Origin of the sequence: Oceanicella sp. SM1341 (genome assembly GCF_003448965.1) — a bacterium.
Taxonomy (GTDB): Bacteria; Pseudomonadota; Alphaproteobacteria; order Rhodobacterales; family Rhodobacteraceae; genus Paroceanicella.
Genome location: NZ_QRGC01000008.1, coordinates 118,861 through 140,350, shown reverse-complemented (window position 1 = coordinate 140,350; position 21,490 = coordinate 118,861). Strand labels below are relative to the sequence as shown.

17 protein-coding genes are annotated in these 21,490 nt (G+C 71.6%); 11 read left to right on the top strand and 6 right to left on the bottom strand.

The genetic code is table 11. The features are described from left to right. Positions 1-390: 390 nt before the first annotated feature. A complete protein-coding gene (locus D3P35_RS09980; protein WP_118134571.1) occupies positions 391-1,371 on the bottom strand; it encodes a ParB/RepB/Spo0J family partition protein in 981 nt (326 codons plus the stop codon). Beyond that, a complete protein-coding gene (locus D3P35_RS09975; protein ID WP_118134570.1) occupies positions 1,368-2,570 on the bottom strand; it encodes an AAA family ATPase in 1,203 nt (400 codons plus the stop codon). Before D3P35_RS09975 ends, D3P35_RS09980 begins: the two co-directional genes overlap by 4 nt. Positions 2,571-3,188: 618 nt before the next feature. Between D3P35_RS09975 and D3P35_RS09970 the strand changes: the two genes are divergently transcribed. The 8 genes from D3P35_RS09970 to D3P35_RS09935 all read left to right on the top strand — a co-directional run bounded on the left by D3P35_RS09970 (position 3,189) and on the right by D3P35_RS09935 (position 14,393). After that, the gene (locus D3P35_RS09970) at positions 3,189-4,214 is read left to right on the top strand and encodes a replication initiation protein (protein ID WP_118134569.1); all 1,026 of its coding nucleotides are present in this window, start codon (positions 3,189-3,191) and stop codon (positions 4,212-4,214) included. 339 nt (positions 4,215-4,553) lie between these two features. Continuing rightward, positions 4,554-5,438, top strand: a complete 885-nt coding sequence (purU, locus tag D3P35_RS09965) for a formyltetrahydrofolate deformylase (RefSeq protein WP_118134568.1) — start codon at positions 4,554-4,556, stop codon at positions 5,436-5,438. Between the two features lie 507 nt (positions 5,439-5,945). Next, on the top strand, positions 5,946-6,905 hold the full coding sequence (locus D3P35_RS09960) for a TAXI family TRAP transporter solute-binding subunit (protein WP_118134567.1): 960 nt from the start codon (positions 5,946-5,948) through the stop codon (positions 6,903-6,905). Between the two features lie 80 nt (positions 6,906-6,985). Beyond that, entirely contained in the window at positions 6,986-7,387 is a 402-nt protein-coding gene (locus tag D3P35_RS09955; RefSeq protein ID WP_232830451.1) for a DUF1850 domain-containing protein, read from the top strand. After that, positions 7,384-9,363, top strand: coding sequence for a TRAP transporter permease (locus D3P35_RS09950; RefSeq protein WP_118134565.1), 1,980 nt, complete (start codon positions 7,384-7,386; stop codon positions 9,361-9,363). Before D3P35_RS09955 ends, D3P35_RS09950 begins: the two co-directional genes overlap by 4 nt. 404 nt (positions 9,364-9,767) lie before the next feature. After that, entirely contained in the window at positions 9,768-11,435 is a 1,668-nt protein-coding gene (gene ggt, locus D3P35_RS09945; RefSeq protein WP_118134564.1) for a gamma-glutamyltransferase, read from the top strand. Positions 11,436-11,442: 7 nt separating this feature from the next. Further along, a complete protein-coding gene (locus D3P35_RS09940) occupies positions 11,443-12,402 on the top strand; it encodes a 2-hydroxyacid dehydrogenase (protein WP_198670543.1) in 960 nt (319 codons plus the stop codon). A gap of 983 nt (positions 12,403-13,385) precedes the next feature. Then, the gene (locus D3P35_RS09935) at positions 13,386-14,393 is read left to right on the top strand and encodes an NAD(P)-dependent alcohol dehydrogenase (protein ID WP_118134563.1); all 1,008 of its coding nucleotides are present in this window, start codon (positions 13,386-13,388) and stop codon (positions 14,391-14,393) included. A 19-nt stretch (positions 14,394-14,412) separates the two neighbouring features. Here D3P35_RS09935 and D3P35_RS09930 read toward each other — a convergent pair whose 3' ends face one another. The 4 genes from D3P35_RS09930 to D3P35_RS09915 form a co-directional block, all read right to left on the bottom strand. After that, a complete protein-coding gene (locus D3P35_RS09930; protein WP_118134562.1) occupies positions 14,413-15,231 on the bottom strand; it encodes an ABC transporter permease in 819 nt (272 codons plus the stop codon). A gap of 1 nt (position 15,232) precedes the next feature. Then, positions 15,233-16,180, bottom strand: coding sequence for an ABC transporter permease (locus tag D3P35_RS09925; RefSeq protein ID WP_118134561.1), 948 nt, complete (start codon positions 16,178-16,180; stop codon positions 15,233-15,235). After that, on the bottom strand, positions 16,177-17,295 hold the full coding sequence (locus D3P35_RS09920) for an ABC transporter ATP-binding protein (protein WP_118134560.1): 1,119 nt from the start codon (positions 17,293-17,295) through the stop codon (positions 16,177-16,179). Before D3P35_RS09920 ends, D3P35_RS09925 begins: the two co-directional genes overlap by 4 nt. Before the next feature lie 82 nt (positions 17,296-17,377). Then, positions 17,378-18,436 (bottom strand): ABC transporter substrate-binding protein, encoded by a 1,059-nt coding sequence (locus D3P35_RS09915; protein WP_232830450.1) that lies wholly within the window; start codon positions 18,434-18,436, stop codon positions 17,378-17,380. An 83-nt stretch (positions 18,437-18,519) separates the two neighbouring features. Between D3P35_RS09915 and D3P35_RS09910 the strand changes: the two genes are divergently transcribed. From D3P35_RS09910 to D3P35_RS09900, 3 genes are all read left to right on the top strand, one after another. Further along, positions 18,520-19,176 (top strand): helix-turn-helix domain-containing protein, encoded by a 657-nt coding sequence (locus tag D3P35_RS09910; protein WP_232830449.1) that lies wholly within the window; start codon positions 18,520-18,522, stop codon positions 19,174-19,176. A gap of 319 nt (positions 19,177-19,495) precedes the next feature. Further along, on the top strand, positions 19,496-20,788 hold the full coding sequence (locus D3P35_RS09905; RefSeq protein WP_118134559.1) for an FAD-binding oxidoreductase: 1,293 nt from the start codon (positions 19,496-19,498) through the stop codon (positions 20,786-20,788). 138 nt (positions 20,789-20,926) lie between these two features. After that, positions 20,927-21,400: a DUF2380 domain-containing protein gene (locus tag D3P35_RS09900; RefSeq protein ID WP_118134558.1), complete on the top strand. Its 474-nt coding sequence runs from the start codon at positions 20,927-20,929 to the stop codon at positions 21,398-21,400. Positions 21,401-21,490: the final 90 nt, after the last annotated feature.

The following is a 21,490-nucleotide window of genomic DNA, read 5'->3' as shown; positions in this document are numbered from 1 at the left end:
GCGGCGCGAGCCCCTCCTCGTTCCGAGCCGGGCGCGAAGGGACGCGCCCGAGCCTGGGTGGGCGCACTCACGCCCGTGGTCAGCGGTTTATCGCGAAAGCCCCGGACGAGGACTGTGCGACACCTGGCATCGCCATCGCGCCCTCCCGGGGGAGGGTCGGGCGCGGCCCGGGCTGGTCGCCCGGGCGGGAGGCCCGAGCCATGCACGCAGCCCCGGAAGGACAAGCGGCGCGCCTTGTCCCGGCGCGCCGCTTGTCTTCCCCCCTGCCCTGCCGTTGCCACTTTCCAGCGGCAGGAAACTATAGCCAGAAGTAAGCTCTATCAGATCTGTTTTCCATGCGTTTTCAATATGTTACAAAGCACTTCCGCAAAAATTGCCAATTGGCAATTCTCACACCCGCGACCGTGCGGCAATCAACGCCTCGAAGGCCTTGCGCAGCTCCGCCTCCGACACCGAACCGTCGATCTCGACCACGCTCTTGCGCCCCTTCCGGCGCAGGATCACCCCGCGCGCCAGGGCCTCGCCCTTGTCGGCCGCCTTGCGCGGCGCGGCCTTGCCCTCGCCCGCCTTGCGCAGCCGGGTGAGCACCTCCGCCACCGGCACCCCGCCCTGCCCCGAGAGCCGCGCCGAGGCCTGGGCGTCGCGCAGCTCCACCGCCGCGTCGAGCACCCGGGCGCGGCTGTCCTCGGCGGCCAGGAACGGCTTCAGGCTGCGGGCGTGAAGCTCGCGCAACTCGCGCACCGAGGGCCAGGCGGAGACGATCTCCTCGGGCAGCCGGGCGAGCTGCAGGAAGCGCGACAGCCAGCCTTCCGAGACGTCCAGCCGCTGCGCCATCGCCTTCTGCCGGCCGTCGTAATAGAGGTCGAGCGCCCGGGCATAATCGATGGCGCGCTCGTAGTCCGAGAGGTCCTCGCGGTCGCGGTTCTCGATGTCGGAGAGGCGGAAGGCCTCCTCGTCGCTGAGCTCGCGCACCTCGACGAGATAGCGGAAGCCGGGGTAGTTGTTCGCCCGCAGCCAGGAGATGGCGAAGTGCCGGCGCGCACCGCAGATCACCTCGTAATCCACCCCCTCCTCGCCCGTCACCCGGCGCACGATGGCGGGGAATTCCTGCTGCCCCTGGGCGCGGATGCCCTGGATGAGATCGGCGCAGTTCTCCTCCGTCAGCAGCCCGTAGGCGCGGTTGTGGCGCTCCCACATCCGGCAGCGCGCGGGGTCGACCCAGCGCAGCACCTTCTCCTCGCGTTCGCCGATCTCGGCCAGCGCGTTGGAGCGCTTCAGGGCGCGCGCCGGGGCGGCGGCGGGCTCCACCGGGGCGTCGGTGTCGAGCCCCTTCAGGACATCGTCGAAGATCGCCTTGTGACGCTTGCTCATATCAGTCCCTCCTTGCGCAGGGCGGCATGGTGACTCGGCCAGGTCTTGCGCGCAAGGAACTCCACCTCGCGGCCCACCGCGTCGAGATAGGCCCGCGCGCGGCGGTGCGTCTCGGTGCGCACGCCGGGCCCGGTCATCTCGTAGACGGTGGAGAGATTGGCCGAGGCGTTGTCGATCTCGGCACTGTCCTTGAGCACGGCGCCCAGCATGTCCTGCGGGAACACCGCGTCCATCATGCGCTTGATGGCCTGGTGGGCGGATTTCTGGTCGTTCATCTTCGAGGCGATGATGCGCACGAAGGAATAGGCGCGCTCGCCGCCGTGGCGCTCGAGCTCGGCGAGGGTCGATTCCATCATCTTGAGGAAATGCACCGTGGAGGCGAAGTCGATGTTGCTCGGCGGTGCCGGGATCAGCAGCGCGTTGGCCGCGCGCAGCACCGAGAGCGAGAGCATGCCGAGCGCCGGCGGCGGGTCGAGCAGGATGACGTCGAACTGGTCGGAGATCGACTCCACCCCCTCCCGCAGCCGGTCGAGGATGAAGGCGGGGTCGCGCGCCATGCGGGCGGCAAACTCGTATTCCGCGTCGTAGAGGCCGAGGTTGGCGGGGATGATCGCGAGGCCCGGCCAGTAGGTGGCGCGCAGGGCGTAATGCAGGGTTTTCGGGCCGCCGTGGCGCAGGAAGGGGTAGAGCGTGTCCTCCTCCTCGTTCACGTCCACGTCCGGGTTCATGCCGAAGACGGCGGTGGTGGAGGCCTGGCTGTCGCAGTCGATCACGCAGACGCGGTAGCCCTTGAGCGCGAAATACTGCGCGAGATGGGTGACGAGGGTGGTCTTGCCGACGCCGCCCTTGAAGTTCTGCACCGCGAGTACCAGAGGCGGGTCTTCGGGCGCGCGGTGCGGCAGGGTGCCGAAGACCGTGCGCATGCGGTTGACCTCGGCGAGGGAATAGCCCAGCCTGCGGTTTGTCTCGGGGTCCTTCGCCGGCTCGGGCAGACGGCCGTCGGCCTCGGCGTCGCGGATCGCCTTCTCGGTGCGGCCGGCCATCTCGGCCGCGGTGCGGACGTTGAAGCGCAGTTCCAGCTCCTTCTGGGTGCCGGGGGCGAAGACACGCTCGCGCAGACGCTCGATCACCGCGTTGGCGCGATAGGTGAGCTGCCGCAGTTCGGTGAGCGAGATGGCGGAGAGAACGGATGTATCCATCGTCGGGTTCCTGCATCGTTTCGGCACAGAGTGCGCCAGGTGCCCGGAAAGGTAAAGTTCGGAAATCCGCGGCCGGGGCCCCAAAAACCGGAAGTGGGGCGGTGAGGCGCCCGATATCGGTCCCGCACGGCGCAGCCTCGTGAATTCCGCACCTCGGAGCTTCGAGGGACCCGGCTCCATCCCATTTCGTAAGAGTTGCGATCGGGACGGTGCGACCGGCTTCGGCGAATCCCCAATGAAAACAGATGCAAAAAACCCTGGTCGGGTTCTGATTCATAGGATTCATAGATTCATGCCGGGCAAGCCCTTGCAGAATATGGTGTTTTCGCGCGCAGCCATACGTTTCGGGTGGGTTCGCGCTACATTTCGGGACGCGTAGCCTTACGAATCGGGGGGCGCAGGCTTACGGATCGGGTGGCCCGGCAGCCCTTACCTTTCGGGTGCGGTGACAAAATCGCCGGGTCAGGCTGAAAACATCAATTAAATCAATGGAATGAGGTCGGTGGTGCGGCAGTCGGGCGCCGCAAGGCTTACGTTTCGGGTGGTGGCGGTTCTTCCTGCTTGATGGCTTACGTCGTTTTCATTACAAATGTATGAGGAGCGGGGTAGGGCACAGAGATGGCCGAACGATCATACTTCACCATCGAGGCACGGCCAAACGGCGAAAGCCTGATCAAGCCGGGCGAACTCGTGGACCTCATCGAGGTGACGCCGCTCACGCTCAACGACCGTCGCATCTACAACCAGCTGCTCGAAAACGCCTGGGACGCGATCGACAAGCCGGTGACGCATGTGATCGCCAAGGCGGTGCTGCGCGGCTCGCACAATTCCAATGACCGGATCGGCGAGAGCCTCGAGCGGCTGATGTCGGCGGTGGTGAAGGTGGCCGTGGTGTGGGACGGCGAGCCCGCCATCGAGCGCGTGCAGCTTCTGGGCGGCAACATCGAGGCGGCGCGGCCGGACGGGCTGATCGAGTACGAGATCCCGGCGCGGCTGCGCAAGATCATCGGCAATTCCACCGTGTTCGCCCGGCTGCAGCGCGAGGTGATGTTCGCGCTGTCCTCCAAGTACGCGCTGACGCTCTACGAGATGGTGCAGAAGCGCGGGAATTTGCGCTGGCGCTCGTCGGAGCGGTTTTCGGTGGAGGGGCTGCGCGGGGTGCTGGGGGTGCCGAAGGGCAAGCTCACCAGCTGGTCGAACCTGAAGCTGCGCGCGATCGACCCCGCGGTGTCGGAGGTCTGCGCGCTGTCGGACTTCATGGTGGAGATCGTGCCGATCAAGACCGGCCGGGCGGTGACGCATGTGGAGCTGCGCTGGTGGCGCAAGGACGGCGAGGCCTCGGGCGCGGCGGAGCGGGCGCTGCAGTTCTCCAAGGTGGGCCGGCGGGTGCGGGCGGAGGCACGCGAGGAGGTGGTGCAGCCGGCCGGCCGGGAGGCCCGGCCGCGGCCGGGCTGGCTGGAGAGCCGGGGCGCCGCGTTGCGCTCGGAGACCTACGAGACCGCGCGGCTGCGCTTCCCCGGCTACGACATCTATTTCGTCGAGAGCGAGTGGCGCGCCTGGGCCGGGGACAAGCCGCCGGCGGACGACCCGGACCGGGCGTTCCTCGCCTTCTTCCGGCGCTTCGCGGAGGCCAATCCGCTCTGAATTGCCAATTGGCAATTTCCCGGATCGCGGCCGCGGGGCAGGGGGCGGAGCGGGCCCCGATGTGCCGCGCAAAATGAGCATAAAATGCGCGTTGTGTTTCGCGGCTCGCGGGGGGTCATGCGGAAGGCGGCGGGGCGGGCCGCCGGGGCGGGGGGCGCGTTTCCGGTCGCGCGTGTCGCCCGCGCCTCCTGGCGCGTCGCAGGCTGTGGCGCAGCGCGCCCCGTGGAGTGTAAGAGGGCCTGCCGGCGCGCATCGCACCCCGACATGGCGGGGGAGAGCGGAGCGGCCCGACCCGGTTTCCCGGCCCCGCGCGGGCTGCCGCATTGCGAAGGATCGACGATGACCAAGTACTGCCTCACCGTGACCTGCCCCTCCACCCGGGGCATCGTCGCCGCCATCTCGGGGTTCCTCGCCGAGCGGGGCTGCAACATCACCGACAGCTCGCAGTTCGACGACATGGAGACCGGCAACTTCTTCATGCGGGTGAGCTGCACCTCGGAGACCGGCACGGACATCGCCACCCTGCAGGAGGAGTTCGCCGGCATCGCGGGGCGCTTCGGCATGGACTTCGCCTTCCACGACGAGGCGCTGAAGATGAAGGTGGTCATCATGGTGTCGCGCTTCGGGCACTGCCTGAACGACCTGCTCTACCGCTGGCGCATCGGGGCGCTGCCCATCGACATTGTGGCGGTGATCTCCAACCACATGGACTACCAGAAGGTGGTGGTGAACCATGACATCCCCTTCCACTGCATCCGCGTGACGAAGCAGAACAAGCCCGAGGCCGAGGCCGCCATCATGGCCGTGGTGGAGGAGACGGGGGCGGAGCTGATCGTGCTCGCGCGCTACATGCAGATCCTGTCGGACGAGATGTGCCGCAGGATGTCCGGGCGGATCATCAACATCCACCATTCCTTCCTGCCCAGCTTCAAGGGCGCCAACCCCTACAAGCAGGCCTTCGAGCGCGGGGTGAAGCTGATCGGCGCCACCTCGCATTACGTGACGGCCGACCTCGACGAGGGGCCGATCATCGAGCAGGACATCGTGCGCATCACCCATGCCCAGAGTGCGGAGGACTACGTGAGCCTCGGGCGCGACGTGGAGGCGCAGGTGCTCGCGCGGGCCATCCACGCCCATGCCCATCGCCGCGCCTTCCTCAACGGCAACAAGACCGTGGTGTTCCCGGCCTCGCCCGGCTCCTATTCCTCCGAGCGCATGGGCTGAGGGCCGGGCGCTCCTCGCGGCAGGGGAGCCGGCGTCCGCTGGCCTGCGCCCCGGGGGGCACCTCCCGCGCGGGCCCGGGGCGCGACAAGACCCCGCGCCGGGCCCCCGCGCCGCCGCGCCCCGGCCCCCGAGCCGGGGCCTCCCGGCCGGGGCGGTGTGCTCCGCCACGCCCGGAGCGGGCCGGTTCCGCCGACACCGCGGGTGATGTCCGCCGACGGGGCAGGGGCCCGTGCCGGCCGCGCCGGGAGGCGCGGGGGCAATGCGCCGCGCCCCGGCCGCCGAGCCGGGGCCTCCGCGACGGTGACGCGGGGAGAGCGGAGGCCGGAGGCCCGGCGACCCGAGACGCGCGGCTCGCCGACGCCGCGCGGGCCCCCCGGCGGAATCGGCTCCCGGGCCCGGGGCGTCCCGCCGTGCCCGGCCCGGTGTTCCGGAAGGTTTCGTACCAAGGTGCTTGAATCGCCGCGCGTGGCCGCTAGGCTCTCGGGCTCAGAACTCCGGGAGGTACAAATGAAATTCGTGAAATCCCTGGCCATCGCGGCGTCCCTCGTCGCGGCTCCGGTCGCAGCACAGACCCAGCTCTCCATCGCCACCGGCGGCACCGGCGGTGTCTATTACCCGATGGGCGGCGGGCTGGCCGAGATCATCAACAACCATGTCGAGGGCTATTCCGCCACCGCCGAGGTGACCGGCGCCTCGGTGGAGAACATGGGCCTGATCGCCACCGGCGACGCCGACCTCGCCATCGCGCTCGCCGACACGGTGCAGCAGGCCTATGCCGGCAGCGGGCGCTTCGAGGGCCAGCAGCTGCCGATGGTGCGCGCCGTGGGCTCGCTCTATGCCAACATGGTCCAGATCGCCACGCTGGCCGATTCCGGCGTGGAGAGCCTGGAGGACCTCAAGGGCAAGCGCGTGTCGGTCGGAGCACCCGGCTCGGGCACCGAGGTGAACGCCCGCACCCTGCTCGAGGCCAATGGCATGTCCTTCGACGATTTCGACGCCCAGCGGCTGAACTTCAACGAGACCGCCGATGCGCTGAACAACGGCGACATCGACGCGGGCTTCTGGAGCGTGGGCGCCCCCACCTCCTCGATTCTCAACCTCGCGACGACCAACAGCATCCGCATCCTCGCGCTCAGCCCCGAGCAGATCGCCGCGGCGCGCGAGGCGGACCCGGTGTTCGCCGAGCTGTCGCTGCCCGCGGGCACCTACCAGGGCGTGGACGAGGCAACCCCCACCCTGGGCGTGCCCAATGTGCTCGTGGTCTCCTCGGAGATGGACGAGGAGACGGTCTACCAGGTGACCAAGGCGATGTACGAGAACATCGCCGAGCTGCAGGCCGTGCACCCGGCGGCGAACGAGACCACGGTCGAGTTCACCATGTCGGCGACGCCCGTGCCGCTGCACGCCGGCGCCATCCGCTACTTCGAGGAAGCGGGCGCCGAGATCCCCGACCGGCTGCGCGAGTGATGCGAGCCGGGAGAGGGGGAGGGCGCCGCGCCCTCCTCCTGCTTGCGCTGCTGCTCGCCCCGGGCCTGGCCCGGGCCGGGATGCTGACCGCGAGCCTGCCCGACGGCACCGAGCTCGCCCGCCTCGACGTGCCCGAGGGCACGGGCTGGTGCGTGCTCTGGAACCACTCCGTGCAGGGGTTCGCGGTGCGCGACTGCTACGAGAACCGCGCCGGGCACATGGTGCTGGTGCGCTCGCACCAGCCGGATTTCGCCGCCGGGCTGGGGCACTGGATCGGCCGGGGCCGGCAGCTCTCCGACGGTGAGGGCGGCTACTGGATCGAGGATATCGACGAGCCGGTGCCGGGCGACGCCTATATCCTGCGCCCCGGCAGCATGGCGGTGAACCACAGGCTGAGCGCGGCCTCGGGCGAGGTGTCGCTCTCCGCGCTCGCCCCTCATGCACGGGTGCGCATCGCCCTCGAGACCGGAGATCCCGAATGACCGACACCGCGACCGCCCCCACCCCCGAGGAGCCGGGCCCCGACCAGCCGAGGCTGGTGCTGAAGGCGATCGCCGTGGTGGGGATCGCGCTGTCGCTGTTCCAGCTCTACGCCGCCGGGCTGCAGCCGCTGGGCCTGTTCTTCCAGCGCCCCATCCACCTCGGCTTCATCCTGGTGCTGACCTTCCTGATCTACCCGGTCACGGGCAAGCGCCCGCGCGGGGTGATCGGCTGGGCGGTGGACGGCGCGCTCATCGCCTGCGGCGTGCTGGCGGGCTACTGGGTGCCGGCCAACATCGACGCCATCTCCAACGCCATCATCCCGCGCAACGTGGACGTGGTGATCGGGGTGATCACGGTGCTGGTGGTGCTGGAGGCGGCGCGGCGGGCGATCGGGCTGGGGATGACGATCATCGGGCTCGTGTTCATCCTCTACGCCTTCGCGGGCAACCGGGGCGAGCTGCCCTTCCTCGCCGATCTCATGCCCGGCATCCTCAACCACCGCGGCTACACGCTCGACCGGCTGGCGAGCCAGCTCACGCTCGGCGCCGAGGGCATCTGGGGCCTGCCGCTGGGGGTGGCGGCCACGTTCATCTTCGTCTTCGTGCTGTTCGGCGCCTTCCTGGAGGTGACCGGGGCGGGCAAGTTCTTCATCGACCTCGCCTATGCCGCCACCGGCCGGCAGCGCGGCGGCCCGGCCAAGGCGGCGGTGATCGCCTCGGCCGGCATGGGCTCGATCTCGGGCTCGGCCATCGCCAACGTGGTGACCACGGGCGCCTTCACCATCCCGCTGATGAAGCGGCTGGGCTACCGGCCGGCGCAGGCGGGCGGCATCGAGGCCGCGGCCTCCACCGGCGGGCAGATCATGCCGCCGCTGATGGGCGCCGGCGCCTTCCTGATGAGCGAGTTCACCCGGGTGCCCTACATCGACATCGTGCTGATCTCGATCTTCCCGGCGGTGCTCTATTTCGGCGCCGTCTACCTGCTGGTGCACATCGCCGCGGTGAAGCAGGGGATGAAGGGCATCCCCGCCGCCGAGCTGCCCAAGGTGCGCGAGGTGCTGGCCGAGGGCTGGCATTTCCTGCTGCCGCTGGTGGCGCTGGTGTGGCTGCTGGTGGTGGGCTACTCGCCGATGCGGGTGGGGTTCTACGCCATCGTGGCGGTGATCGCGGCGGCGGTGCTGCGGGCGACGCTGCGCTTTCTCGCCGAGGGGCCGACGGCCGCGGGGCTGGTGGCGCTGACGAAGGCGGGGGTGGAGAAGACCCTCGCCGCGCTGGAGCTGGGCGCGCGCAACGCGGTGGCGGTGTCGATGGCCTGCGCGGTGGCGGGCATCGTGGTCGGCGTGGTCGGGCTCACCGGGCTGGGGCTGAAGTTCTCCGCCATGATGCTGGCCTTCTCGGGTGGCAACCTGTTCCTCGCCCTCGTGCTGGTGGTGATCGCGAGCCTGATCCTCGGGATGGGTCTGCCGGTGACGGCGGCCTATATCGTGCTGATCATCCTCGTGGGCCCGGCGCTCACCTCCGAGTTCGGGGTGCCGCTGCTGATCGCGCATCTGGTGGTGTTCTGGTGGAGCCAGGATTCCAACGTCACCCCACCGGTGGCGCTGGCCGGCTTCGCCGGGGCGGCGATCGCGAACGCGAGCCCGATGGAGACCTCGGTGCAGGCGTGGAAATACGCCAAGGGGCTCTACCTCATCCCGCTGTTCATGGTCTACAACCCCTCGATCATCGAGGGCGGGCCGGTGCCGCTGGTGCTGTGGAACGGGTTCATCGTGATCCTGGCGCTGGTGGCCTTTGCCGCGGCGCTGGAGGGCTGGCTGTTCGGGCCGATGCCGGTGTGGCAGCGGGTGTTGCTGATCCCCGGCGTGGTGGGCATCTTCTGGCGCTCGATCCCCATCGAGATGGCGGGCGCGGCGCTGATCCTCGTGTTGCTGGCGCTGAACTGGCTCGCGGCCCGGCGCAACCCCGAGCCCGCCTGAGCCCGGCGGCCCGGGGGGCCTGCGCCTTACGACACCGCCGCCAGGCACGAAGGGACGCGCCCGACCCTGGGTGGGCGCGTCCACGCCTGTGATGGACGCTTTATCCCGCAAGTCCCGGACGAGGGCTGTGCGGCGAGCGACATCGCCGTCGCGCCCTCCCGGGGGGAGGGTCGGGCGCGGCCCGGGCTGGTTGCCCGGGCGGAAGGCACGGGCCGGGCGCCGGAAGGGCGACCGGGCTCGCGCTGCGCGGTGTCCGTGGCAGGCGCCCTGTGCCCGGGCCCGCAGCTGAGACGGCCCGCCGCGGCCTTGCTGCAGCGCGACATCCCCTTTGGCAAAGCGGCCGGGCTCGGCTAGGTCTTGGGGGCCCGGCACGGCCGCCGGGCCGCCAGTTTCCGGGGAAGTCCATGTCCGATCAGCCTGCACCGCCCGTCATCACCTGCGAGAAGCGCCCGGCCAGCGGGGCGGGGGGGATGGTGGTGACCAACCATCCGCTCGGCTCCGCCGCCGGCCAGCAGGTGCTCGCCGAGGGCGGCAACGCGGTGGACGCGGCGGTGGCAGCCCTGCTCGCGCTCACCGTGGTGGAGCCGATGATGGTGGGCGTGGCCGGCGGCGGCATCGCCCACCTGCGGCTGGCGGAGGGGCGGCACGTGGTGGTCGACGCGCTCTCCACCGCCGCCGCCGCCACCCACCCGGAGATCTACGAGCCGATCGACGACCCCGACGCCACCTTCCCCCCCGCGAAGGACCGGCGCAACCTCGTGGGGCCCTCGGCGGTGGCGGTGCCGGGCAATCTCGCCGGCTGGCACATGATGCAGGCGCGCTACGGGAAGCTGCCCTTCGCCGACGTGGTGGCCCCGGCCATCGGCCTCGCCCGGCGGGGCTTCGCGGTGACGGACTATCTCTCCGGCGCCATCGGCTCGCATGCCGACGACCTCGCCGCCGACCCCGCCATCGCCGCAGTGATGCTGCCCGGGGGCGCGGTGCCGAAGCCCGGCGCGCGCCTCGTGATGGGCGATTACGCGCAGAGCCTGGAACTGATCGCCCGCGAGGGCGCCGCGGCGCTGCACGGCGGCGCGCTGGGGCAGGCGCTGGCCGGCCGCCTCGCCACCGGGGGCGAGGACGCGGGCTACGTGACCCTCGACGACCTCGCCGCCTACCGGCCGCTGGAGCGCGAGGCGATCTTCGGGCGCTACCGGGGGCATGACATCGTCGGCCCGCCGCCGCCGGCCTCCTCGGGCGTGCACGTGGTGCAGATGCTCAACATGCTGGAGGGCTACGACGTGGCCGGCATGGGCTTCGGCAGCCCGGAGCTGCTGCACCTTCTGGCCGAGGTGATGCGTGTCGCCTTCGAGGACCGGCGTGCCGCCTCGGGCGACCCCGCCTTCGTCGACGTGCCGGTGGCGCGCTACCTCTCCGCCGCGCATGCCGAGGCCGGCCGCGCCCGGCTGCGCGCCATGGGCGGCATCGCCGAGGCGCGCCAGCCGGCCGAGAGCCGCGACACCACCCATGTCACGGTGGCGGACCGGGAGGGCAACATCGTCTCGGCCACGCACACGATCAACGGGCTGTTCGGCGCGCGCTTCATGGTGCCGGGCACCGGGATCATTCCCAACAACTACATGTGCAACTTCGACCCCGCGCCGGGGCGGGCGCTCTCCATCGCGCCGGGCAAGCGGGTGCCCACCTCGATGGCGCCGATGATGGTGCTGCGGGACGGCGCGCCGCGCTTCGCGCTCGGCCTGCCGGGGGCGGTGCGCATCTTCCCCTCGGCGATGCTCGCGATCGTGAACCTGCTCGACCATGGCATGGACCTGCAATCGGCCGTGGAGGCGCCGCGGATCTGGACCCAGGGCGGGGCGGTGGAGATCGAGCCCGGCTACTCGGCCGCGCAGGCGGCGCTGGAGGCGCGGGGCCATGCGGTGCGGGTGGAGCCGCATATCGGCGGCGGCATGAATGCCATCGCCTTTGCCCCCGACGGGATGATGACCGGGGCGGCCTGCTGGCGCGCCGACGGCACGGTGGCCGCACTTGGCGGCGGGCTCGCCCGCCCCGGCGTGCGCTTCGCGGTGTGAGGCGGGCATGGTGAAGCTCGTGATGCTCGACCCCGCGGCGCCCGAGCGGCTGGCCCGCATCGCCGCCTTCCTGCCCGCGGGCTGGGAGCTTGCCACCGCCGCGAGCCGGGCGCCGGAGGACCAGCTTGCAGCCCTTTCCGGCGCGCGCTTCGCCATCACCGGCGACGTGCTGGTGAGCGCGGCGATGATGGCCGTGCCCGGGCTGCAGGCGGTGCACAAATGGGGCGTGGGCTATGACAACATCGACTGCGAGGCCGCCCGCGCCCGCGGCGTGCGGGTGCTGCGCACCACCGGCTCGAACGCGGTGGCCGTGGCCGAGACCGCGCTGGGGATGATGCTGGCGCTCGAGCGCAACATCGTGCGCGGCCATGTGGCGCTGCGCGGCGGGGACTGGGCGAAATCGGCGCTGGCCCCGACTTCCGGCACGCTGTCGGGCAAGGTGGTGGGCATCGTGGGGCTGGGGCATATCGGCCGGGCGCTGGCCGGGCTGCTGCGCGGTTTCGGCTGCACGGTGCTCTACAGCCAGCGCACGCGGCTCGACGCGGAGCGGGAGGCGGCGCTCGGCGTGCGGTTCGTGGCGCTCGACGCGCTGCTTTCGCAGGCGGACGTGGTGTCGCTGCACTGCCCGCTCACGCCGGAGACGGCCGGGATGATCGGGGCGGCGGCGCTGGCGCGGATGAAGCCCACGGCCCTGCTGGTGAACCTCGCGCGCGGCGGGGTGGTGGACGAGGAGGCGCTGGCCGATGCCATCGAGGCCGGGGCGCTGCGCGGGGCGGCGACGGATGTCTTCGCCACCGAGCCGATGACCCCCGGCCACCGGCTGTCGCGGCTCGACCGGGTGATCGTGACGCCGCATCTCGGCGCGATCTCGACCGACAGTTTCGCGCCCACGCTGCGCCGGATGATCGGCAACCTCGCCAGCCTCGCCGCCGGGGCCGAGCCGCCGGAGGGCGATGTGGTGGTGTGAGGGCGGCGACCGGGGGGCCGGCATCCCGCGGCCCCCGGCTGGGCCCTGTCGCCCGGGCGACCAGCCCGGGCCGCGTCCGACCCTCCCCATGGGAGGGCGCGATGGCGATGCCGCCAGCCGCTCAGCCGTCGTCCGGAGCTTTCGGGATAAACCGCCGACCAAGGACGTGGCGGCGCCCACCCAGGGTCGGGCGCGTCCCTTCGTGCCTGGCGGAGGTGTCGGAGGGGGGCGTCCTCCCCGGCCGTTTCGCCTGGGCGACCAGCCCGGGCCGCGCCCGGCCGTCCCCACGGGAGGGCGCGTTGGCGATGCCGCCCACTGCACAGCCTTCGTTCGGGGCTTGCGGGATAAACCGCTGACCACGGGCGTGGCGGCGCCCGCCCAGGGTCGGGCGCGTCCCTTCGTGCCCGGCGGAGGTGTCGGAGGGGGTGGCGTCCTCCCCGGCCGTTTCGCCCGGGCGACCAGCCCGGGCCGCGCCCGACCCTCCCCATGGGAGGGCGCGATGGCGATGCCGCTCGCCGCACACCCCTCGTCCGGAGCTTTCGGGATAAACCGCCGACCACGGGCGTGGATGCGCCCACCCAGGGTCAGGCGCGTCCCTTCGTGCCCGGCGGAGGTGTCGGAGGGGGGTGGCGTCCTCTCCGGCCCTTGCGCCCGGGCGACCAGCCCGGGCCGCGCCCGACCCTCCCCCCGGGAGGGCGCGTTGGCGATGCCGCGCGCCGCACAGCCCTCGTCCGGGGCTTGCGGGATAAACCGCCGACCACGGGCGTGGATGCGCCCACCCAGGGTCAGGCGCGTCCCTTCGTGCCCGGCGGAGGTGTCGGAGGGGGTGGCGTCCTCCCGGCCGTTTCGCCCGGGTGGCCAGCCCACCCGGGGGGCGGGCACGACCCTCGGTGCCGCGCGGGGCGTGGTTGAAACGGAGGGGGCGGGGGGTTAGCTGCCGGAGGAGGGCCATCGCGCCCCGGCATCCGGATGAAGGAGCAGGAATGAAACAGGTGCAGATTGCCGCCCCGGGCGGGCTGGAGAACCTCGTGGCCGTCGACGCCCCGGAGCCGCGTGAGCCGGGGCCGGGCGAGATCCGGGTGCGGGTGCATGCGAGCTCGCTCAACTTCCATGACCTGATCGTGGCGAGCCAGCCCGACTGGGTGCCGGACGGGCGCATCCCGCTGGCCGATGGCGCGGGCGTGGTGGAGGCCGTGGGGCCGGGCGTGGAGGAGTTCGCCCCCGGCGATGCCGTGGTCTCGGGCTTCTTCCCGCAATGGCTGAGCGGCGACGACTGCCCGGGCGATTTCAACGGCACCCCGGGCGACGGGATCGACGGTTTCGCCCGCGAGCGGGTGACCATGCCGGCCACGTCCTTCACCCGCGCCCCGCGCGGCTGGTCGCATGCCGAGGCGGCGACGATCACCACCGCGGGCCTCACCGCCTGGCGCGCACTGGTGGTCAACGGCGGGCTGAAGGCCGGCGACACGGTGCTGGTGCTGGGCACCGGGGGCGTGTCGATCTACGCGCTGCAGATCGCCCGGGCGATGGGCGCGCGGGTGATCGCCACCTCCTCGTCGGACGCGAAGCTGGAGCGGGTGCGCGCGCTCGGCGCCGAGGCGGTGATCAACTACCGCAGCACGCCGGACTGGGGCGCCGAGGTGCAGGCCCTCACCGGGGGGCGGGGTGTCGACCATGTGGTGGAAGTGGGCGGGCCGGCCACGCTCGACCAGTCGATCACCGCGGCGCGCATCGGCGGGCATATCGCGCTGATCGGCGTGCTCACCGGGCGCGGCGGCGAGGTGCCGACCAGCAAGATGATGGCGAAACAGCAGCGGCTGCAGGGGCTCATCGTCGGCTCCCGGCGCCAGCAGCAGGATTTCGTCGCCGCGCTCGAGGCGACCGGCATCCGCCCGGTGATCGACAGGCACTTCCCGCTCGACGCGCTGCGCGAGGCCTTCGAATTCCAGGCCGGCGGCGGGCATTTCGGCAAGATCGCCGTGGATATCTGAGCGGGGAAGGGGCGGGGCCTCAGCCCCGCCCGCCCTTGCGCCCCCCGAGCGCCACGGAGACCAGCAGCAGCACCACCGAGAGCCCGATCAGCATCGAGGAGATGGCGGCGATGGTGGGGTCGACCTGGTCGCGCAGGCCGGAGAACATGCGCCGCGGCAGGGTCATGTTCTCGCCGCCGGCGATGAACACCGAGATCACCACCTCGTCGAGCGAGGTGATGAAGGCGAAGAGCGCCCCGGAGACCACCGCGCCGCGCAGCTGCGGCAGGGTGACGGTGAGGAAGGCCGTCCAGCGGCTGGCGCCGAGGCTGCGGGCCGCGCGCTCCTGCGCCGGGTCAAACTGCTGCAGCCCGGAGGTGGTGGTGACCACCACGAAGGGCAGGGCGAGGGCGGCATGCGCCAGCACCAGCCCGGTGACCGTGTTCACCAGCTCCAGCCGGGCGTAGAGGTAGAACACCCCGATGGCGAGGATGATCACCGGCACGATGAGCGGGCTGATGAGCATCAGGCTGAGCACCCGCGCCCCGCGCAGGCGCGACTGGTTGAGCCCGTAGGCCGCCGCCACGCCGAGCGGGGTTGCGAGCAGGGTGACGAGGGCGGCCACCTTGAAGGAGGTGAGCGTGGCCTGCACCCATTCCAGCGAGGCGAAGTAGTTCTCGTACCAGCGCAGGCTGAAGCCCTCGGGCGGGAAGCGCAGGTAGCGCGAATCCGAGAAGGACATCGGCACCACCACCAGCACCGGCGCCACGAGGAACACCAGCACCGCGGCCGCCAGGAGGTAGAGCCAGAGCCGGCCGAGATGGGTGACTTGCGTCTCCGACGCGGGCGAACGCAGCATGTCAGAGCCCTCCGAAGACGCGCTCGATGCGCGTGACGCGGCCGAGCAGCCAGAACAGCGCCACCGTGACCCCGAGCAGCACCACGCCGAGGGCGGAGGCGGCGCCCCAGTCGAAATACATCGCCGCGTTCTGCTGGATCTTCATCGACACCATGATCACCTTGCCGCCGCCGAGCAGCGCCGGTGTCACGTAGAAGCCGAGGCAGAGCACGAACACCAGCAGGCTGCCGGCCATCACGCCGGGCAGCGAGAGCGGGAAGAACACGGTCCAGAACGCCTTCACCGGCCCGGCGCCGAGGCTGGAGGCCGCGCGCATCAGCGACACGTCGACCGCGCGCAGCGAGGAGAACAGCGGCAGCACCATGAAGGGCAGCATCACGTGCAGCATGCCGATCACCGTGCCGGTGTAGTTGTTCACCAGCCGCAGCGGCGTGTCGATGAGGCCGAGGTCGATGAGCCAGCCGTTCACCAGCCCGCGGCGCTGCAGCAGCACCATCCAGGCATAGGTGCGCACCAGGATCGAGGTCCAGAACGGCAGCATCACCAGGATCATCAGCAGCGCGGCGGCGCGCGGCGGCATCTGGCTGAGCAGGTAGGAGAGCGGGTAGCCCAGCAGGAGGGCCAGCGCGGTGACGAGGAAGCTGATCTCGAAGGTCATCGAGAAGATGTTGCGATAGGCGGGCTCGAGCAGGCGCTGGTAGTGGATGAAGCTGAACTGCCCCTCCGAGACCAGCGACAGCCCGAACAGCCAGCCCACCGGCAGGAACACCAGCACCCCCACCAGCAGCAGCGCGGGCAGCGAGAGGGCGGCGAGGGAGAGCCGGTCGCGCAGCTCCTCGCGGCGGATGCGGCGGGCCTGTGTGTCGCCCTCACGGGCGCGGGCCTGCGTGTCGCCCTCGGCCTCGCGGGCGCGGGGCAGGCGGGTGGTGGTATCGGGCGCCGCGGTCATGCCGGGCGCTCCGGCACGAGGATCGTGTCATCGGCGTGCAGCGCGAGGGTGATGCGCTGGCCGGGCTCGGGCATGCGGGCGAGGATCTCGCGGCGCGTGGTGCGGCGCAGCATGATCACCTGGTCGGCGCCGATATCGACCTGCGCCAGCAGGGTCTCGCCCTGGTAGATCACCGATTTCAGCAGGCCGGTGAAGAGGTTGTGCTCCGCCTCCATGCCGGGCTCGGCGAACTCGAGCTTCTCCGGGCGGATGACGAGGAAGGCCGCGTCGGCCACCGGGCGGGAGGTCTTGAGGGGCGTGCCCTCGAAGGCGTGGCCGCCTGGGCCGGGGGTGACCGGCAGCAGGGTGGATTCGCCGATGAAATCGGCCACGAAGGCGTTTGCGGGGCGCTCGTAGAGCGCGCGCGGCGTGTCGACCTGCGAGACGCGGCCGCGGTCGATCACCACGATCCGGTCGGACATGGTGAGGGCCTCGCGCTGGTCGTGCGTCACGTAGACCGTGGTGATGCCGAGCTTGTCGTGCAGGGCGCGGATCTCGATCTGCATGCGCTCGCGCAGGTTCTTGTCGAGCGCGGAGAGCGGCTCGTCCATCAGCAGCACCCGGGGCTCGAACACCACGGCGCGGGCCAGCGCGATGCGCTGTTTCTGGCCGCCGGAGAGGGCGGAGATGTTGCGATCGGCGAGGTGGGAGAGCTGCACGAGGTCGAGCGCGCGGCGCACCTGCGCCTCCACCTGCGCGCGGGGCAGGCGGCGCAGCTTCAGCGGGTAGGCCACGTTCGCCGCCACGTTCATGTGGGGAAAGAGCGCGTAATTCTGGAAGACCATGCCGAAGTCGCGCTTGTGGGGGGCGACGCGGGTCATGTCGGTGCCGCCCACGGTGAGCCGGCCGCGGCTGGGGCGGGTGAAGCCGGCGAGCACCATCAGCAGCGTGGTCTTGCCCGAGCCGGAGGGGCCGAGCAGGGTGAGGAACTCGCCGGCGCCGATCTCGAGGTTCACGTCCTCGAGGGCGTGGAACAGCCCGTAGGTCTTGGTGACGCCGGTGATGGCGATGGGCTCGGCCCGGGGGGCGGGCGCGGTGGCTGCGGGGGCGGGGGCCGTGGCGGCAAGGGGGGTCATCCGGGGGCTGTCTCCTGTGCCTGGGGAAAGCGCGATGCGGGGCCGGCCGCGGGCGGCCGGGCCCCTTGGGTGAGCGCGGGGCTCACTGCGTCATGAAGGCGTCCCAGCGCTCCTGGATGGCGGGGCGGTTGGCGGCCCAGAAGTCGGGGTCGGTGGGCAGCTGCAGCGCGATGTTCTCGGGCGCGGAGGGGCTGATGGCGGTCTGCTCCTCGGTGATCTTGCCCTCGTCGAAGGCGAGCGAGGTGGTGGGGCCGTAGTTGATCAGCGCCGGCAGGTTTGCCTGCAGGTCGGGCGCGAGGATGCGGCCGAGCACCTTCATCGCCAGGTCCTTGTTGGGCGCGCCCTTGGGGATGGCGAGGCAGTCGAGCGCGAGGATGGCCTGGTTGAAGGTCTGCTCCGCCGGCACGCCGGAGGCCTTCACCGCGTCGAGCCGGCCGTTCCAGATCGATTCCATGTCGACCTCGCCGTCGGCGATGAGCTGGGCGGACTGTGCGCCGGTGGTCCACCACACGGCGATGTCGGGCTTGATCTCCTCGAGCTTGGCGAAGGCGCGGTCGATGCCCTCGGGGGTCTCGAGCATCGGGTAGACATCCTCCGGGGCGACGCCGTCGGCCATGAGCGCGATCTCGAGATTGCCGCCGGGGGTGTTCTGCAGGGCGCGCGCACCGGGGAAATTCTCCACGTCCCAGAAGTCGGCCCAGCTCTGCGGTTTCGCCTCGAGATACTCGGGGTTATAGGCCAGCGTGGTGGAGTAGTAGATGGTGCCGGCCCAGGTCTCGGCATAGGCCGTGTCCTTGAAGCCTTCCGTGGAGATAATCGAATAATCCAGCGGTTCGAAAAGGCCCTCGGCCTGGGCGAGGGCGCAGTCGTTCACCCCGAGGTCGACGATGTCCCAGGTGACGGCGCCGGCCAGCACCTGGGCGCGCACCTCGGCGATGCCGGTGAGCGTGTCCTCGCGGATGGTGATGCCCATCTCCTCCTCCACCGGGTCGAGCAGGGCCTTGCGCTGTGCTTCCTGGTAGGTGCCGCCGTAGGAGGTGAAGGTGAGACTGTCCTGCGCGAGGGCGGGGAGGGCCATCATGCCGGCCAGGCTCATGCCACCGGCCATCAGCGCCGCGGAGGCGGAGAGTGCGTGCTTCATCTTTTACCCTGTCGATTTCAGTGTTGTTGAAATTTTGTCCTGATTGTTACAGCTTGAAATGAGAATCATGGAGTTGTCAAATTTTGACCACGAAAACTTCCTCCCGGCGTGAGCCGGGCCCCCGCCGGGGCCCGGAGGGTGAGGCGCCGGCCCCGGCCGGGGAGGCGGCGCAGGGGGCCGCGCGCATCGGGGCGCGGCTGCGCGACCGGCGCAAGCTGCGGCAGCTGTCGCTGCAGGAGGTGGCGGGGCGGGCCGGCGTGTCGGCCGCGCTGCTGAGCCAGGTGGAGCGCGGCATCTCCGCGCCCTCGCTCGAGACGATGGTGGCGCTCTGTGCCGCGCTCGACATGCCGGCGAGCTGGCTGTTCGACAATTCCGGCCCCGCCGGTGCCGCGCCGGAGGAGGCCTGCATCGTGCGCCGCGGCGCGCGCCGGGTGCTGGACCTGAGCGCGCGCGGCATGATCAAGGAAATGCTCACCCCCGATGCCTGCCGCAGGGTGCAGATGATGCGCATGCTCATCCGCCCCGGCGGCAGCAGCGGCGAGGCGCCCTACAACCACCCCGAGGGGGCGAAATGCGGCACGGTGCTGGCGGGCACGCTCTCGCTCGAGATCGGCGGGCGGTTGCACCTGCTGCACGGCGGCGACAGTTTCGCCTTCGAGGCCACCGAGATGATCCGCTTCTGGAACGAGGGGCCGGAGGAGGCGGACGTGATCTGGGTGGGGAGCCCGGCGTTCTACTGAGCCGGACGCCTGCCCGTGCGCGGACCGGACCCGCCGGCGCCAGCCGGCAGACAGGCAACCTGCCGGCCCGCCGGCAGTCCGCCGGAGCCGGCGCAAGCCGGCGCTCTCTTCCGCCGGCGCGAGCCGGCGCCCCTGACCCCGCCGGCGCCAGCCGGCAACCGTTACCCGCCGGCGGACGCCGGCAGATGCTACGCGCCGGCGCCAGCCGGCAGACAAGATCCCCCGGCGGAGGCCGGCAAGACCCACTCGCCGGCGCCAGCCGGCACATCCGCTCCCGCCCGGCCCGCGCCGGCGGGGCGCAGCGCAAGGACCCGATGCGATGATCCCCGACGAACGCCCGGTGGTGGCCGACAGCCTGTATACCGCGACCGCCAATCCCGCCCCGCACACCCCGCCGCTCAGCGGCGCGGCGGAGACCGAGGTGGCCATCGTGGGGGGCGGTTTCACCGGCCTCTCCACCGCGCTGCATCTCGCGGAGCGCGGCGTGCGGGCGACGGTGCTGGAGGCGCAGAGCCCCGGCTGGGGCGCCTCGGGGCGCAACGGGGGCCAGGTGAACCCCGGCCTGAAGGAGGACCCGGAGGCGGTGGTCGCCCGCTTCGGCGCGGAGATGGGCGGGCGCATGCTGCGGCTCTCCTCCGGCGCGCCGGACCTGGTGTTCGACATCATCCGCCGCCACGGCATCGCCTGCGACGCGGTGCAGCCCGGCTGGGTGCAGCCCGCGCATGATGCCGCCTCGATGAAGGTGATCACCGAGCGGGTGCGGCAGTGGAATGCCCTCGGCGTGCCGCTGCGCCTGCTCAGCCGCGAGGAGACCGGGGCGATGATCGGCTCGGGCGCCTACCTGGGCGCGCTGTTCGACCCGCGCGGCGGCAACCTGCACCCGCTGAACTACGCGCTCGGCCTCGCCGCGGCGGCGCAGGCGCAGGGCGCGGTGGTGCATGGCGGCTCGGCGGTCACCGCGCTCGAGCGCGAGGGCGACGTGCATGTGCTGCGCACCGCGGGCGGTGTGCTGCGCGCCCGGCGGGTGGTGGTGGCGACCAATGCCTATACCGGCGATCTCGCCGCGCCGCTGGCGCGCACCATGGTGCCGGTGCGCTCGGTGCAGGTGGCGACGCGGCCGCTCTCGGACAACCTGCGCCGCTCCATCCTGCCCGGGCGGCAGGCGGTGGCCGACACGCGGCGGGTGATGGTGTATTACCGCATGGACGCCGAGGGCCGGCTGCTGATGGGCGGGCGCGGCTCGTTCGACGACAGGGGCACGGCGCGGCTGATGCAGGTGCTGCGCGATGTCTCGACCGACCTGTTCCCGCAGCTCGGCGAGCCGGACTGGGCGCATGCCTGGGGCGGGTTCCTCGCACTCACCACCGACCATTTCACCCATCTCGCGCCCCTGGGCGAGGGCATCATGTCGGCCACCGCCTACAACGGCCGGGGCGTGGCGCTCGCCACCGCCATGGGCGGCGTGCTGGCCGACTGGGCGACGGGCAGGCCGGAGGCGGAGCTCGACTTCCCCGTGGCGCCGATGCGGCCCATCCCCTTCCATTTCCTGCGCAAGCCGGCGGTGCAGGCCACCATCCAGTGGTACCGGCTGCGCGACGCGCTGGGGTTCTGAGGCGCGGCTGCCCGGGGTGAGTCCCGCCGCCCGGCGGGGGCGGGGCAATTGCACCTTGATCCTATACGCCCCGGCCCGGGCCCGTGGCCTGATGGGCGGGGCGGCGGGCTGGCCGCCGTTCAGGCAAGGGAGACGGTGATGCGGAAGCTCATCGGGGCCATGGCGGTGTGCGCGGGGCTCGCGCTCACCGGCGGGGCGCAGGCGGCCACCCTGGGGGTGATGCCGCTGCGCATGCTCGACACGTCCGGCGAGGACGCGGCGCGCGGCGCCGCGCATGCCGGCCGGATGGAGGCGATGGCAGGCGCGCTCGAGCACGACCTCGGCGCGCGCTACAGCGGCACGGTGCTGCTGCAGGCGGGCGAGGTGGACGCCGCCTGCGAGACCGGCGACGCGCAATGCCTGCTCGACCTCGCCGCGGCGGCGGGGGCGGACGAGGCGCTGTTCCTCGTGGTGGTGAAGACCTCGGAGCTGATCATGCGGATGTATGCGCAGCTCGTCGAGGTGCCCGGCGGCACGGTGCTGCGCCGGCGCGAGCTGAACTTCCGCGGCGACACCGACGAGAGCTGGCAGCGCGCCGGCCGGTTCCTCGCGAAGAACCTGCAGGCGGAGTGAGCGGCGGCGCCGGTGGCCCGGCGCGCCGGACCCACGCCGGGGGGAATGCGGCGGCGCAGGGGCCGAGCCGTGACATGGAGCGGCGCCTGC